Source organism: Streptomyces sp. NPDC051322, from assembly GCF_040689485.1.
Lineage (GTDB): Bacteria > Actinomycetota > Actinomycetes > Streptomycetales > Streptomycetaceae > Streptomyces.
Window position 1 is genome coordinate 1 of the sequence record NZ_JBFBAK010000016.1, and the last position, 13390, is coordinate 13390.

Sequence of the window (13390 nt, forward strand, 5' to 3'; positions counted from 1 at the left end):
GCAGGGGGGACCCTGTGGGAGAGTAGGACGCCGCCGAACAATTATTGTGGGGAGCCCCGCACCGTATGGTGCGGGGCTTTTCCGCGTTCCGGACCGGGCGGATAATCGTGTGCGATCTTGCCGGCGTGCCTGGCACGATCGCTCCATGGAACATGTGATACGCCCCGTCCGCGCCGAAGAGTGGTTCAAGGTCAAGGAACTGCGGCTGCTCGCTCTGCAGGACCCCGTGGCGAACATCGCCTTCCTGGAGACTTATGCCGACGCCGATGCACGGCCTGATTCCTTCTGGCAGGACCGTGCCCGTGGTGCTTCGCACGGCGGTGCCGCGCGGCAGTTCATTGCGGAGACCCCGGACGGCGAGTGGGCCGGCACGGTGGTGGTGTTGGTCGAACCAGCCGGCACCGAAAGCGTCTTCGGCGACTGGGTGCCCATTTCTCAGGGCCACCTGGTGGCAGTGTTCGTCCGTCCCGAGTTCCGCGGGACCGGGCTCACTGAAGAGTTGTTCCGCACCGCCTTGGAGTGGGCCTGGTCGGTGCAGGAGCCGAAGCTGGAGCGCGTACACCTTTTTGTCCACGAGGCCAACGGAAGAGCCGCTGCCTTCTACCGGAAGATGGGCTTCGTACCCACTGGGGATTCCGTCCTGGCCCCCGGCGACAAGGGTGAGCGGGAGCTGGAGATGGCGGTCGATCGTCCGGCCTGACGCGGGCCTCAGCGGGGCACGCTCTCCGGCCAGCGGGATCGCTGCTGTTCGCGGGAGCGCAGCAGAACGAGTGGTGTGAGGCCTTGGTCCTGGCCGGTTACCAGCAGCTCCGGGAGCTGGGGCAGCGGGGCGACGGCGGCGACGTCGTCGAGGACCAGGGTCATTGGTGGGTCGAGCCGACCGTCGGTTGACCGTGCGGCCAGGCGGCGGCCGTGCTCGACCACGCTTGATACGAGTGCGGTGAGCAGGGGCATGGCGCCGGGGCGTGCGCGCGGATCCTCGATTGCTTCACCCACCACATAAAGGGTGCCCCCTTCGTGGACGAAAGATTCCAGGGTGAGGGTGTCGGTTCGGTTGGGGGTGCACGTCTCGCGGATGTGGATCGAGGAGAGCGCGGCCAAGGCACGGATCGTCAGTTGCTGGGCGATCTCGCGGCGTTCGGGATGAGCGGTGAGCGCCGATTCGAGGAGGCCCGCCGCGCCACCGGTTGCCTTGGGATGGGTACGGAGGATCCGTACGGGCTCGTGGGCCGAGCCGGCGCCCTGAGCCCAGCGGTGCACTTGCTTGAACGGCCGGCCGTCGATCGCCGCCGCGTGCAGCCAGCCACCGAGCAGCGTCTCCGCGGTGTCGGCCATCGCTGCGTCGATGCGGGCCTGTGGGCGTACCGGAGCGAGCAGCGCGACGGCTCGTGCGGCGGCGATGTCCGCGGCCTCGCAGCCGGTGGTCGGGGACCAGTGCAGGCGGGCCGGGGTGTCGCAGAGGTGGCCCGGGTCGTAGACGAGTACCGGCCCGAGCTTGGCCCGGGCGTCCTTGGTCTCGGCCCAGACCGCGGGCGACGACGTGACGACCAGCGCGGGGCCCGCCGCGTCGCGCAGGGCCTGCACGGCGGCGGGGCGACGGGTCTCGGCGGGGCCGTAGACAAGGCGCGGTGCGGCCTCCTGACGGATGACCACGAACGGCTGGGCCGGCACGGTGGCGGTCGGCACGGTGGCAGTCGTAACCGGCGTTTCGGGTGGTGGACCGGCCACCGGTTCGACCGACGCTTCGACCACCGGTTCCACGGCCCGCTCCACCGCCGGTTCGACCATCGCTTCGACCACCGACTTGTCCGCCGGTCCGGCAGACCCCGCTCGGCGCCCCGCAGCGCCCTCCGCCCGCCGGGATGCCCGTACCGCGCGCCAGCGGGTCACCGTGCCCAGCACGAAGACGGTGAGGACCAGCAGCGTCAGCAGTTCGCCGATCAGCAGGCCCCAGAACAGCCCGTATCCCGACAGCTGCGCGGGCGGGGTGTCCGGCCAGGCGGCGGGGAGCGCTTTGGGCGTGGCGGCCAGTTGGCGGATCGCCACCGGAGTGTGCGAGACCGTCACCCCGTCCGGCCAGGAGCCGTGGGTGAACACCCCGGCCAGCCCGGTGGCCAGCCAGACCAGGAGCGTCAGGCCCAGCAGGAACACCATCAGGGTGATCAGCAGGCCGTCCGGAATCCCCCGCGACTGCTGCGATGTGGCGGCGGAGGTCGCGGGCCGGTACGGGGGCCGGGCATTGGGCATGTCAGGCCACCGTCGACTCTGAGGACTCGTTGAACTGCCGCTCGATCCGGGCCGCTCGCTCTTCCGCCTCCGTCTCCAGTTGGGCGGCGAGTGCGTCGTCGGCGTCCGGGGTGGAGGACTCCGTCATCGCGCGGTCGGTGAAGACCAGCGGGCGTTCCGCCTCGGTGATCAGGTGTTTGACGACCTGTACGTTGCCATTGACGTCCCAGACGGCGATGCCGGGGGTCAGGGTGGGGATGATCTCCACCGCCCAGCGCGGCAGCCCGAGCACCCGCCCCGTCGCTCTCGCTTCGTCCGCCTTCTGGGCGTAGATGGTCCTGGTCGAAGCCATCTTCAGGATGGCCGCGGCCTCCCGGGCCGCCGCGCCGTCCACCACGTCCGACAGGTGGTGCACCACCGCCACGAACGAAAGCCCGAGCCGCCGGCCGAACTTCAGCAAACGCTGGAAGAGCTGTGCCACGAACGGGCTGTTGATGATGTGCCACGCCTCCTCCACCAGGAAGATGCGCTTCTTGCGGTCCGGGCGGATCCAGGTGTGTTCCAGCCAGACACCGACGATCGCCATCAGGATCGGCATGGCGATCGAGTTGCGGTCGATGTGGGAGAGGTCGAAGACGATCAGTGGTGCGTCCAGGTCGATGCCGACCGACGTCGGCCCGTCGAACATGCCGCGCAGGTCGCCGTCGACCAGCCGGTCGAGGACCAGGGCGACGTCCAGGCCCCAGGCCCGTACATCCTCTATGGAGACGTTCATCGCCTCCGCCGACTCCGGTTCGGGGTGGCGGAGCTGTTCGACGATGTCGGTCAGGACGGGCTGGCGCTCCACGATCGTCTCGTTGACATAAGCGTGCGCCACCTTCAGCGCGAAGCCGGAACGTTCGTCCAGGCCGTGGCCCATGGCGACTTCGATGATCGTACGGAGCAGGGCGAGCTGCCCCGTCGTCGCGATCGCCGGGTCCAGCGGGTTGAGCCGGATGCCGTGGTCGAGCGCTGCCATCGCGTCCAGCCGGATGGGGGTTATACCCAGCTGCTGCGCGATGAGGGCCCATTCGCCCGCGCCGTCCTCGCCCTGCGCGTCCAGGACGACGACCTGCCGGTCCTTGAAGCGGAGCTGGCGGAGCACATACGTCTTCTCGAGGGAGGACTTCCCGTTGCCGGATTCGCCGAGGACGAGCCAGTGCGGGGCGGGGAGCTGCTGGCCGTACAGCTGGAAGGGGTCGTAGATGTATCCCTTCCCCGAGTACACCTCGCGGCCGATGATCACCCCCGAGTCGCCGAGGCCGGGTGCGGCCGTCGGCAGGTAGACCGCCTGTGCCTGGCCCGTGGACGTACGGACCGGGAGGCGGGTCGTCTCGACCTTGCCGAAGAGGAACGCGGCAAAGGCATCGGTGACGGCGGTCATCGGATCTCGCATCACAGGCCCCTATCGGCGGATGCCGGTCGCGAACGGCAGCGTATTCACAAAGGCCCTGTGGTGCTCGCGGTCGCACCATTCCAGCTTCAGATACGACTTTCCGGCGGAGGCGCGGATGGTCCGCTTGTCCCGGGCGAGCGCTTCGGGCGAGCGCGACGACACCGTGATGTACCCCACCAGGTTGACCCCGGCAGCACCGCTGGCGAGATCTTCACCCCGCTGGTCGAGCCGGCCGTGCGAGGCGACATCGCGCGGGTCGACGGTCCGGTTCATCTTCGCCGCGCGGGATGCTTCCGCCTCGTCGTTGGTCTTCTCGGTCAGCATCCGCTCGATCGCCACCTCGGTCGGTTCGAGGTCCATGCAGACCGCCACCGTACGGATCACGTCCGGGGTGTGGACGAGCAGCGGGGCCAGGAAGTTGACGCCGACGGGTGTCATCGGCCATTCCTTCACCCAGGCGGTGGCATGGCACCAGGGCGCCCGGGTCGAGGACTCGCGGGTCTTCGCCTGGAGGTAGGTGGGCTCCATGGCGTCCAGCTCGGCCGGCCAGGCGTTCCGCTTGGTCATGGCCTGGATGTGGTCGATGGGGTGATCCGGGTCGTACATCGAGTGCACCAGCGAGGAGAGCCGGCTCTGGCCGAGCGGCTGGCGCACCCGGATGTCCGCCTCGGCGAGCCGTGCGCAGATGTCGGTCAGTTCGCGCGCCATGACGACCGCCAGGCCGGCGTCCCGGTCGAGCTTGCGGCCCGCTGCGGGCCGCGCGGCGCGGGCCATCGCGTTCGCCTCGGCGGACAGTTCGCGGGTGAAGTGCATGCAGGCCACGAGGTAGGCGCGGTGCTGCTCGCTGGAGGTGGACACCATCGAGGCGAGCTGGTCGTAGGAGTCCTGCAGCCAGGCCGGAGCGCGCGGGTCGCCGCGCTGGGCGACGTCCTTGGCGTGCGCGTCCGGGTCGGCGGGCAGGGTGCGCGCCAGGATCTGCAGGCGGGTCACGAAGCCGTCGCCGTTGGCCACGTGTTTGAGCAGGGTGCCGAACCGGTCGACCAGCGCTTCCTGGTCCTCCGAGTCCCGCAGGCCCACCCCGGGGCCCTCGATCTCGATGGCCGCGGTGACCGTACGCCGGTCGGCGTGCAGCAGTACGGCGATCTCGTCGGGGCCGAAGGGGGCGGCGAGCCAGTTGATCCGGCCGATGCCCGGTGGCGGTCCGACCTCGACCTCCCGGCCGTCGAGCCGGGTGCCGGCCTCGCTGGCCGACGACTGGTAGCTGGTACCGCGGCGCAGCGAACGCTTGTAGCTGCGGTTGATTTCGAACCATTTGTAGAACGTGCGGTGTTTGTACGGGACGTACACCGCGGCGAGGGCCAGCATCGGGAACCCGGTGAGGGTCACGATGCGCAACGGCAGGACGGGGACCAGCAGTCCGCACATCATGCCGACGAAGGCGCCCGCGATGATCAGCGCGATCTCGCCCGTCTCGCGGTTCTTGCCGACGATCGCCGATGGCCGGGCCCGGCCGATCAGATACGTGCGGCGGGGCGCGACCGGCTGGGACTGGGTCGTCAACGCCCTCCACCTCCTGTGCCGTTGTTGCGTGTGCTGTGGGTTCCGGTACTGCTCGGCTTGCTACGGGGCGGGGGCGCGGCGGAGGGGACACTTCCGCCACCTCCCCGGCTGCCGCCGCCTGCGCCGCCGCGGTTGCTGTGGGCCGCCACGCCGCCGGACAGCGGGTTGCCGGGGCGTGCGCCGCCGCCCTGACCGCCGCCGCCTCCGCCGTCGTTGCCGCCGCCGCCCCGGCTGCTGTGCGTTTTGATGCCCTGCGACACCAGAGCAGCGGGGGAACTGATCAGCGCGGCGGCCTGGGAGCCGTCGGTGGCGGTCTTACGGTTGGTACGGGAGGCGGCGACCTCGTCGCCGAAGCCGGGGACGAAGCGGTAGATCATGCCGCTGGCGAAGATGGCGAGCAGGATGATGGCGAGGCCGGAGACCACGGCGGAGAACGAGTCGGGTCCCTTGCCGGACGACAGTGCGCCGGCCAGGCCGAGCACGATCACGATGACCGGTTTCACCATGATCACCGCGATCATGATGCCGGCCCAGCGGCGGACATGGCCCCACATGTTCTTGTCGACCAGCCCCGCGTACACCACGGTGCCGAGCAGGGCGCCCGCGTAGAGCAGGGCGGCCCGGATGACGAGCTCCAGCCACAGCACACCGGCGGCGAGGATCGACACCAGGGAGGTCACGATCAGCATGATCGGGCCCCCGCCGATGTCGGTGCCCTTCTTGAGCGCCGCGGCGAACGATCCGAAGAAGACGTCGTTCTGCCCGCCGGTGGATGACGCGATCACCTCGGTCACGCCGTCGGTCGCCGACACGAGGGTGTAGAGGATCAGCGGGGTGAAGGCGGAGGCGATGACCGTCAGCCAGAGAAACCCGATGGCCTCCGACAACGCGGTGGTCAGCGGCACCCCGCGGACCGCTCGCTTGGCGACGGCGAGCAGCCACAGGACGAGGGTGAGGATGGTCGACGCGGCGAACACGACGGCGTACTGGCGGAGGAACGCGGCGTTGGTGAAGTCCACGTTGGCTGTGTTCTTCACTGCCTCGGACAGTTTGCCGACGATCCAGGCGGCGGCATCGGCGCAGCCCTTTGCCAGGGAGGAGAGGGGGTCCAGGGGGTCGTTGCTGGGGGTGGGGGTGGAGGGGTTGGCCTTTTTGCCCGTGCAGTAGTCCTTGGCCAGACCGACGATGAGATCACAGGGATCGTCGCTCTTGCCGGGGCTGGGGCTCGGCGACGGCGCCGCAGTGGCAGCCGAGGCCAAGAGGATGACCGCGGGTGGGAGAGCGCCCAGAACCGTGGTCAGGGAAAGGGCACGACGGCGTCGGCTACCGGGCATAGGTGAAGCCTCCGAATCCCTGGACGGCACCGGCGATCTCGTCGGCGGTGGAAGCCCGGTTGTCGGCGCTGACGGGCGTCGGGCCTTCCTTCTGGCTTGACGACTCGACCTTCCAGTCGCCACCGACCCACTTGAGATTCTCGGTGAGGGTGAACCAGGTTTCGGTGACCGGCTTGGTGGAACCTTCGCCGGCGAGGCCGACCAGGCCCGTGCACCAGACCGCTACGGACGTGGTGTCGCTCTGCTGCTGTGTCACCTGGGAGCCGACGGGCACTGTTCGCGACACGAACGTCTGGCCGCTGGGCGCATCACCGTTCGCCGCGAGGCCGACGTTCTTGAGAAAGCCCGGAGCGTAAGCGCTGTCCAGGTCGTGCACGAGCCCGTCGACGACGGCCGGGTCATGAGTGGCGCTGATGATGGCATCCCGGCTGCTCTTCTTGAACATCCCGTCAGACCCGAGCGCCACAGCGAAATTGGCCGCCGCGCTCTGCGCCCCCTGCGCATCGTGCGCGAACCCGGAGGCGATCCATCCGCTCCGCCCGGTGACCGGCTTGACTCCCGACGCCGCCGTGGAAGCCGCCCCCGGCTTCTTCGCGTCGCCGGTGTCCGACGACGTGCCGCCGCCCCGATTGGCGAAGGCGATCGCCGCGATGAGCAGGACCACGACGCCCACGACCGTCACGAGGGAGCGGGAGGCCCTCGGAGGCCGTCTGCCGCCTCCGTAGACGTCGCCGCTGCCGCCTTCGGGCAGCCGCGTACGGGTCTGGCCGGTGCCGCCCATGCCGTCGGGGCGGCCCGCGTCGCCGCCGTAGTCGCGCTCGTCGCCGAGACTCATGCCGCGTACGCCCCCTCAACCGTGTGCCGTGTCGTGCAGTACGACGGTAACTGTGCTGGTGCCCGCGTGGGCGGGCCGTGGTGACTCGACATCAGGGATGCCCAACCTCTGGGTGAGCCGGGCAGCACCCGGGACGGCGGAACGGCTGACCAGGGGTCAGACGGCCATTCCGTACACGATGGTGAAGACGGTGCCCAGTGAGCCGATGATGAAGACGCCGGTGAGGCCGGCGACGATGAGCCCCTTGCCCTGCTCCGCGCTGAACGTGTCGCGCAGGGCGGTGGCCCCGATGCGTTGCTTCGCCGCGCCCCAGATGGCGATGCCGAGACAGAGCAGAATGGCGACCGCCATCACTACCTCGACCATCACCCGCGCCTCTTGCCCGAGGCTGCCGAACGGCCCCCAGTTGGGGGCGATTCCGCCGATGATGGTGCTGATGTCGCCCTTGTCGGCTGCCAGGTTCAAGTAACTCACCGCCCCTATCCGGTAGTTCATGCCCGCGCTCCGGCGCCCGGGTCATGTCCTATCTTCGCTGATGAAACTGCCTCCGTGTGTAACCCGGCAACGCTCTTTACTCTCATGTCCGCACGTGTGTCCGATTTCCGCGCCCTGACCTGCGGTGCGGACTCGTGTTCCTCGAACATGCATGGTTACTCTGTGTATCACGAGGGGTGACGCCGGGCAATGACGTCGCCGCGCGCACCGGTGTGATTGTCGCTCCGGGCTTCCGGCGCGGCGGTGCCCGCCGCTACGGGACGGTTACCGGTTCCGCTGCTTCGACGGACAGTGCCGGGCGGCGGGGCAGCAGGAGCGGAGTGCCCAGGATGACGACGCCGGCGATGGCGATGGTGGTGCGCGGGCTGGTCACGTGAGCGAGCAGGCCCCCGAGAACGGTCAGCGTCGCGATGGACGCGCGGCTCGTGATGGACCACGCCGAGAGGGTTCGGGTGATGCGCTCGGTTGTGGTGTGTTCGAGCCGGTAGGTGGCGAACACCGGGTTGAAGACCCCCACACAGGTGATCAGGCAGAACTCGGTCACCATCACGATCAGGAGCCCCGACAGGCCGGGCCGGACGAAGGCCAGGCCCAGCGGCCAGCACGCCCGGAGCGCCCCACTGACGAGCATGACCCGGTGCTGCCCGAACCGGGCGACCAGCAGCGGGGCGAGCCGCGATCCCACCAGGCCGCCGATGCACGGCACGCCGAAGGCCAGACCGTACTGCCAGGGCGCGAAGCCCAGATCCCGCAGGAGGAGCACGGCCAGCAGCGGTGCGATCGCCATGATCAGGCCGTTGACCAGGGCGGTGTTGAAGAACAGCGGCCGCAGTACGGGGTGACGCAGGACATAACGCCATCCCTCCATGACGTCGCCCGTGCTGAATCGCCGGGCGGGCCTGGCCGGCGGCTGTCGCTCGCGGCCGCTGATCGCGCGGATTCCGAGCGCCGAGAGCAGGTAGCTGACCGCGTCCAGCACCACCGTCGTCAGCGGTCCGAACATCCCGATGGCGGCACCGCCCAGGGGTGGGCCGACGGCAGTCGCCGTCCAGGTCGTCGTCTCGAACCTGCCGCCGGCGGTCAGGAGGTCGTCGGGCCGCACCAAATCCTTCAGGTGAGCACCGCTCGCGGAGGTGAACACGATGTTCGCCGCCGCGACGATCACCGACACCACCACCAGTTGGGCGAAGCCGAGGCAGCCCAGCGCATAGGCGGCAGGCAACGACAACATGGCCAGAAATCGCAGCAGATCCATCGAGATCATGACCGGTCGCTTACGGCGGAACTCCACCCACGGCCCCAGCGGCACCACGATCAACGCGCCCACCGCCAGGCCCGCCGCCGACAGGAGGGACACCTGCATCGCGCTGCTGTGCAGCACCAGGACGGCGATGAGCGGCAGCGCGTCCAGCGCGAGCCAGGTACCCACCGTGCTGGCGGCGAACGCGGCCCACAGCCAGCCGAAATCCCGGCCCAGCGACTGCCTGCGCGTCACACCGCCTCCGACCCGCTCCAACCGAACGACCACTGGTTGATCAAGATGACCAAACCGTCAGTCTACGGCCACGAAGGAGCGCATGGAGGGGCACCTCCCGGACCCGTGGGTGGCGATCCAAGAGGTGCCCGTCACAGTGGGCCGGCCGGAGCTCAGCGGGTGAGCTTGATCGAGTTGTACGGCGTCAGGTTGACGTCCCACCACGTGCCGGCCACCTGGTACACGGGGCACTTCTTGCCCGCGCTGTCCGTGCAGAGCCACATCTTCGCGCCACCGGTCTGATGGTTGTAGACGCGGTGCTTGCCGAACTCGTTGTACAGCTTGTAGGTGCCGTACTTGTAGTAGCTGTGCTGCACCGTGGTCCAGGAGGCCCCCGTATAGATGCATGCCCGGCCCGACGTGCACGCTGCCGCGCTTGCCGCGGCCGTGCCTGCCCCGAACGTGGCCACGGCGGCGACGGCGAGGCCGAGCGCTCCCGTGGTCATCGCGTACTTCCTGAAGAGACGCATGGTCAGTTGCTCCCTTTGTCGTCCGAGCCGGTGGACCCTTGACGCCACCGACTGCGGCCGAACCAGCAAACCGCCCAAGCCGTCCGGTCCACAACGTACTTCGGGCATATCCGAAAGGGGCAGGTGGCCTTCGGGCTCACTCGTCGTCGATGTCACCGGGCAGGCCGCGCCAGGGTGGTTTCAACCCGCTGAGAAGGGCCCGCAACACTTCGAGGCGGTGGGCTGCCTCGAAGGCCGCCGATGTCTTCAGCGCCTTGTGGGCGGCCTGCGCGGCGAGAACCCCGAGTATCACTCGGACCGCCCCCTTGCTGATGGCGGCAGCGGCCAGCGACCAGACGGCAATGCCGATGTGCGTGGCGAGCATCTTCGACCACCCTTCTGCGGAATGGAGATCTCCGGTGTAGCCCTGCCACCTGCGGAGGCGCTTCCCCGCAGTCGCGCGGAATCGGCCGAGCCCCGCGAACTCAGCGCAGTTGCGCCCCTGTTCCCGGAACGGCAAGCAGAGTGAGTATGCGGGCATGAACGACACCGATGAGCCGCGAGGACCCCGAGGGAAACGGGACCTGCCCTTTCCCTACGACCAGGACCTCTGCGGGGTGCTGCGCCATCTCAATCGCCGCACCCGCTGGGGCAGCGACCGGCTCGCGAACGACCGCGCCACAGCCTCGTTCCTGGCCGCCGGCATGAGGCTGCTCGTACAGCATCTGGGTCCCGGCGCCCAGCAGCGCGTCAGCAGCGAACGCCTGCTGCTCGGGTCCCTGTCGCAGCGCAGGGTGGCCGAGGAGTTCGCCGGCAATCCGGCACCCTTCACCCGGCACGGCAATGGCGTGTCGATGCTGAGAGACCGCTGGAGCCCGCACTCGGACTTCGTCAGCGATTTGATCAACTTCGCGGTATGGAGGGAGAACTACCGGCCCGAGTACCGGAAGCAGCGTGCGGCCAACACCGAGCGGCTTGTGCACGGACCGGACTTCGTACGAGCCGTCCACGACATCTCCTACCAGCACACCGCCGAGGGCATCGAGCTGCCCTCCGTGCGGCTGGGACTCGCCCTCATGACCGCGGCCGAGGGGGACGACGAGGTGACACGGATCATTTCCACCGTGTACGAGGACTATCTCGGCTCGTGGAAGCAGCTGTACACCGCCGTCCTACGGGAGCGCCATCTGCGTTTGCGCAAGGGCCTCACCCTCGACGATCTGGCGAACGCGCTGTCCGCCGCGACCGACGGCTTGGCCCTCCGCGCCATCGGCGACCCCGGGGCGGATGTCGTCGACCACGACAACCGGCGCTCTCTCATGGGCACGGTCGCGCTCGCCGTGATCCACGCGTTCCTCGAGCCGGACGACGACGCGACCGGCCTCACGCTGGAGCAGACCGTCGCGATGCGGTTCGATCGGCGATCGTATTGAGCTGGCCCCTACGGGGGCGCACGAGGTCAGGTGACGGGGCCCTGGCCGTCCAGTTCGGCGAAGTGGTCGAATTCGCCCGCCTGGACGCCGAGTACGAAGGCGTCCCACTTCTTCTGGGTGGTGGTGACGACGTTGCCCGGGTCGCTGGTCTCGCGGAGGTAGACGGCGTCACCGGGGCCGAAGGCGATCTCGATCCAGGGGCCGGGGCCCTTTTCGCCCTCGGGGGCGGCGCGGATCCAGTCGAGGTCGTCGGGAATGTCAGACACGGGCCTCCCCCATCTTTATCGCCTGCAGCGCAGACGCCCAGGTGGGGGCTGTGGTGTGGAGTATGACGCCGTCCGGGTCGCTGCTTTCGGTGATTCTGACGGTCCGGCCCTCGGAGGCGACATGCAGACAGGACTCACCGCTGCCGCAGTACGAGGACTTCTGCCAGTTGTAAGAGGTCATCTCGGGCCTTTCACATGTCCTGGACAATGGCGTGGATGAACGTGCGCGACGCGCCAGGGGTGAGGGCAATCGCCTCCACCCGTTCCAGGAGGAGGCGGTACACCTCCAGCTCCGCCTGCGCATCAACGTACTTGGGGCCGTGTGCCTGATCCAGTTGGACGGTGTCCAGCTGTGGCACCGGTCCGTGTACGTAGTAGATGGACTGGCCGGCGCCCGGGTAAGCGCCGGCGGTGAACGGGATCACCTGGATGGTGATGCGGTCGCGTTCGCTCATGTCCAGCAAGTGCTGCAGCTGGCGGACGGCCACTGCGCGTCCGCCGAACTGCATGCGGAGCGCGGCCTCGTGGATGATCGCCTGGTACGGCGGCGGATCGTCCTGGTAGAGGACGGACTGGCGTTTGACGCGGTGGGAGATGCGGTGTTCCACCTCGGGCGGCGTGTATCCGGGGACCATGTGCAGGAAGATTTCCCGTGCGTGGTCCGCGATCTGGAGCAGGCCCGGGATGTGGGACGTGTGCGCGGTGCGCAGCTTGAGCCCGTGGTGTTCCAGTTCGCACAGGTCGATCAACGACGCGGGAAGGATCTCCCGGTACTCCTCCCACCAGCCGCGCTTGCGTTCCCCCGTCATACCGATGAGTGCGTCGATCAGGGCATCGTCGGAGCAGGAGTAGTGGCGCGCCATCGCGCGGAGCCGTTCGGGACTGACGCCGAACCTGGCTCCCTCCATGTTGCTGACCTGGCTCTGCTTGATGCCGAGGAGCTGTCCCGCCTCGGTGGAGGTCAAGCCCGCGCGCTCGCGCAACCTGCGCAGCTCGACGCCGAACCGGAGTTGACGAGCTGTAGGGGCGCTCCTCAGCGGCATCGATGTCTCTCCTCGTACAGGACGTCACCCACACGGATGAAGAACCTAGTAGTTCAGCTCAAACAGCTTAATACATAAGGCGTTAGCGCTAGCTTATGTGTCAGGCCACCGCCCGGAAGTACCCCGCTCGACGGAGCGACCTCGTCACCGGGCACCCAGCAGGCACAGCCAGTCAACTCCCCTCCGTGATCGGAGACTTCCATGACCACCGTAACGCCGCCCTGGGCGTACGCCCTCCAACTCCCGCACGATCCGCACGCCCCCGGCATCGCCCGCAAAACGCTCCGCGCGGTGCTCCACTCGCACGGCCTGACCCGGCTCACCGACACCGCCGAACTGCTGGCCAGCGAACTCGTCACCAACGCCTACCAGCACTCCCGCGGCCCCTACGGCCTCCGCGTGCGGCCCATCGGTCCCGACCGCCTCCGGCTGGCTGTGTGGGACAGCGACCCCGCCATCCCCGTACCGTTCGGCCCGCCGCCGACCAGCGAGGACGCCGAATACGGGCGCGGACTGCAGCTGGTGCGGCTCTGTGCCGCCAGCTGGGGGGCGTATGTCCTCGGGAGCGGCGGCAAGGTGCTCTGGGCCGAGTGCGAGGAGAAGGGCGACTGTCAGTGGGGTGACTTACTGTGACGCATGTAGGTGCTTTAGGTGATGAGGCCCGGGGGAGGCGTTGGATGTCCGAGGTTCGTTGGTATGCGCGGCAGCACCGTGGAGGCGTCACAGCACGGGATGCGGGCCCTCCTCCTGGCCCCGTCGGCGTGTCCGGGAAACCCACTT

The 13390-nt window shown here is 68.8% G+C and carries 15 protein-coding genes; 3 read left to right on the forward strand and 12 right to left on the reverse strand.

The genetic code is table 11. From position 1 onward, the window contains the following. Nucleotides 1–145 precede the first annotated feature (145 nt). Nucleotides 146–700, forward strand: coding sequence for a GNAT family N-acetyltransferase (locus AB0436_RS28065; RefSeq protein WP_366470745.1), 555 nt, complete (start codon nucleotides 146–148; stop codon nucleotides 698–700). An 8-nt stretch (nucleotides 701–708) separates the two neighbouring features. Here the strand turns inward: AB0436_RS28065 and AB0436_RS28070 are convergent, their stop codons facing one another. From AB0436_RS28070 to AB0436_RS28110, 9 genes are all read right to left on the reverse strand, one after another. Continuing rightward, entirely contained in the window at nucleotides 709–2247 is a 1539-nt protein-coding gene (locus AB0436_RS28070) for a type VI secretion protein (RefSeq protein ID WP_366470746.1), read from the reverse strand. 1 nt (nucleotide 2248) lies between these two features. Continuing rightward, a complete protein-coding gene (locus tag AB0436_RS28075) occupies nucleotides 2249–3661 on the reverse strand; it encodes an ATP-binding protein (protein ID WP_365858637.1) in 1413 nt (470 codons plus the stop codon). Between the two features lie 9 nt (nucleotides 3662–3670). Then, nucleotides 3671–5221 (reverse strand): SCO6880 family protein, encoded by a 1551-nt coding sequence (locus AB0436_RS28080; protein ID WP_366470747.1) that lies wholly within the window; start codon nucleotides 5219–5221, stop codon nucleotides 3671–3673. After that, nucleotides 5218–6555: a hypothetical protein gene (locus AB0436_RS28085; RefSeq protein ID WP_366470748.1), complete on the reverse strand. Its 1338-nt coding sequence runs from the start codon at nucleotides 6553–6555 to the stop codon at nucleotides 5218–5220. Before AB0436_RS28085 ends, AB0436_RS28080 begins: the two co-directional genes overlap by 4 nt. Then, nucleotides 6545–7390, reverse strand: coding sequence for a hypothetical protein (locus AB0436_RS28090; RefSeq protein ID WP_366470749.1), 846 nt, complete (start codon nucleotides 7388–7390; stop codon nucleotides 6545–6547). Before AB0436_RS28090 ends, AB0436_RS28085 begins: the two co-directional genes overlap by 11 nt. A gap of 156 nt (nucleotides 7391–7546) precedes the next feature. After that, nucleotides 7547–7855 carry a hypothetical protein gene (locus tag AB0436_RS28095; protein ID WP_365858647.1) on the reverse strand — a complete coding sequence of 103 codons (309 nt, stop codon included), beginning with the start codon at nucleotides 7853–7855 and terminating at the stop codon, nucleotides 7547–7549. 283 nt (nucleotides 7856–8138) lie between these two features. Further along, nucleotides 8139–9380, reverse strand: coding sequence for an MFS transporter (locus AB0436_RS28100; RefSeq protein WP_366470750.1), 1242 nt, complete (start codon nucleotides 9378–9380; stop codon nucleotides 8139–8141). A gap of 152 nt (nucleotides 9381–9532) precedes the next feature. After that, nucleotides 9533–9889 carry a hypothetical protein gene (locus AB0436_RS28105; protein ID WP_366470751.1) on the reverse strand — a complete coding sequence of 119 codons (357 nt, stop codon included), beginning with the start codon at nucleotides 9887–9889 and terminating at the stop codon, nucleotides 9533–9535. A 136-nt stretch (nucleotides 9890–10025) separates the two neighbouring features. Continuing rightward, nucleotides 10026–10253 (reverse strand): hypothetical protein, encoded by a 228-nt coding sequence (locus tag AB0436_RS28110; protein WP_366470752.1) that lies wholly within the window; start codon nucleotides 10251–10253, stop codon nucleotides 10026–10028. 154 nt (nucleotides 10254–10407) lie between these two features. Between AB0436_RS28110 and AB0436_RS28115 the strand changes: the two genes are divergently transcribed. Further along, nucleotides 10408–11301 (forward strand): hypothetical protein, encoded by an 894-nt coding sequence (locus AB0436_RS28115; RefSeq protein WP_366470753.1) that lies wholly within the window; start codon nucleotides 10408–10410, stop codon nucleotides 11299–11301. Nucleotides 11302–11327: 26 nt separating this feature from the next. Here the strand turns inward: AB0436_RS28115 and AB0436_RS28120 are convergent, their stop codons facing one another. The 3 genes from AB0436_RS28120 to AB0436_RS28130 are packed head-to-tail and all read right to left on the reverse strand — an operon-like array spanning nucleotide 11328 to nucleotide 12610. Next, the gene (locus AB0436_RS28120; RefSeq protein ID WP_366470754.1) at nucleotides 11328–11567 is read right to left on the reverse strand and encodes a DUF397 domain-containing protein; all 240 of its coding nucleotides are present in this window, start codon (nucleotides 11565–11567) and stop codon (nucleotides 11328–11330) included. Continuing rightward, a complete protein-coding gene (locus tag AB0436_RS28125; protein WP_366470755.1) occupies nucleotides 11560–11748 on the reverse strand; it encodes a DUF397 domain-containing protein in 189 nt (62 codons plus the stop codon). Before AB0436_RS28125 ends, AB0436_RS28120 begins: the two co-directional genes overlap by 8 nt. Nucleotides 11749–11758: 10 nt before the next feature. Continuing rightward, nucleotides 11759–12610: a helix-turn-helix transcriptional regulator gene (locus AB0436_RS28130; RefSeq protein WP_366470756.1), complete on the reverse strand. Its 852-nt coding sequence runs from the start codon at nucleotides 12608–12610 to the stop codon at nucleotides 11759–11761. 201 nt (nucleotides 12611–12811) lie between these two features. Between AB0436_RS28130 and AB0436_RS28135 the strand changes: the two genes are divergently transcribed. Then, nucleotides 12812–13243 (forward strand): ATP-binding protein, encoded by a 432-nt coding sequence (locus tag AB0436_RS28135; RefSeq protein ID WP_366470757.1) that lies wholly within the window; start codon nucleotides 12812–12814, stop codon nucleotides 13241–13243. The last annotated feature ends 147 nt before the right edge of the window (nucleotides 13244–13390 follow it).

Excerpts from the sequence above, each read along its gene's own strand:
- AB0436_RS28125 (WP_366470755.1), bottom strand. The coding sequence starts at position 11,748 with ATGACCTCTTACAACTGGCAGAAGTCCTCGTACTGCGGCAGCGGTGAG.
- AB0436_RS28130 (WP_366470756.1), bottom strand. The coding sequence starts at position 12,610 with ATGCCGCTGAGGAGCGCCCCTACAGCTCGTCAACTCCGGTTCGGCGTC.
- AB0436_RS28105 (WP_366470751.1), bottom strand. The coding sequence starts at position 9,889 with ATGCGTCTCTTCAGGAAGTACGCGATGACCACGGGAGCGCTCGGCCTC.
- AB0436_RS28110 (WP_366470752.1), bottom strand. The coding sequence starts at position 10,253 with ATGCTCGCCACGCACATCGGCATTGCCGTCTGGTCGCTGGCCGCTGCC.
- AB0436_RS28135 (WP_366470757.1), top strand. The coding sequence starts at position 12,812 with ATGACCACCGTAACGCCGCCCTGGGCGTACGCCCTCCAACTCCCGCAC.
- AB0436_RS28090 (WP_366470749.1), bottom strand. The coding sequence starts at position 7,390 with ATGAGTCTCGGCGACGAGCGCGACTACGGCGGCGACGCGGGCCGCCCC.
- AB0436_RS28075 (WP_365858637.1), bottom strand. The coding sequence starts at position 3,661 with ATGCGAGATCCGATGACCGCCGTCACCGATGCCTTTGCCGCGTTCCTC.
- AB0436_RS28070 (WP_366470746.1), bottom strand. The coding sequence starts at position 2,247 with ATGCCCAATGCCCGGCCCCCGTACCGGCCCGCGACCTCCGCCGCCACA.
- AB0436_RS28085 (WP_366470748.1), bottom strand. The coding sequence starts at position 6,555 with ATGCCCGGTAGCCGACGCCGTCGTGCCCTTTCCCTGACCACGGTTCTG.
- AB0436_RS28115 (WP_366470753.1), top strand. The coding sequence starts at position 10,408 with ATGAACGACACCGATGAGCCGCGAGGACCCCGAGGGAAACGGGACCTG.
- AB0436_RS28065 (WP_366470745.1), top strand. The coding sequence starts at position 146 with ATGGAACATGTGATACGCCCCGTCCGCGCCGAAGAGTGGTTCAAGGTC.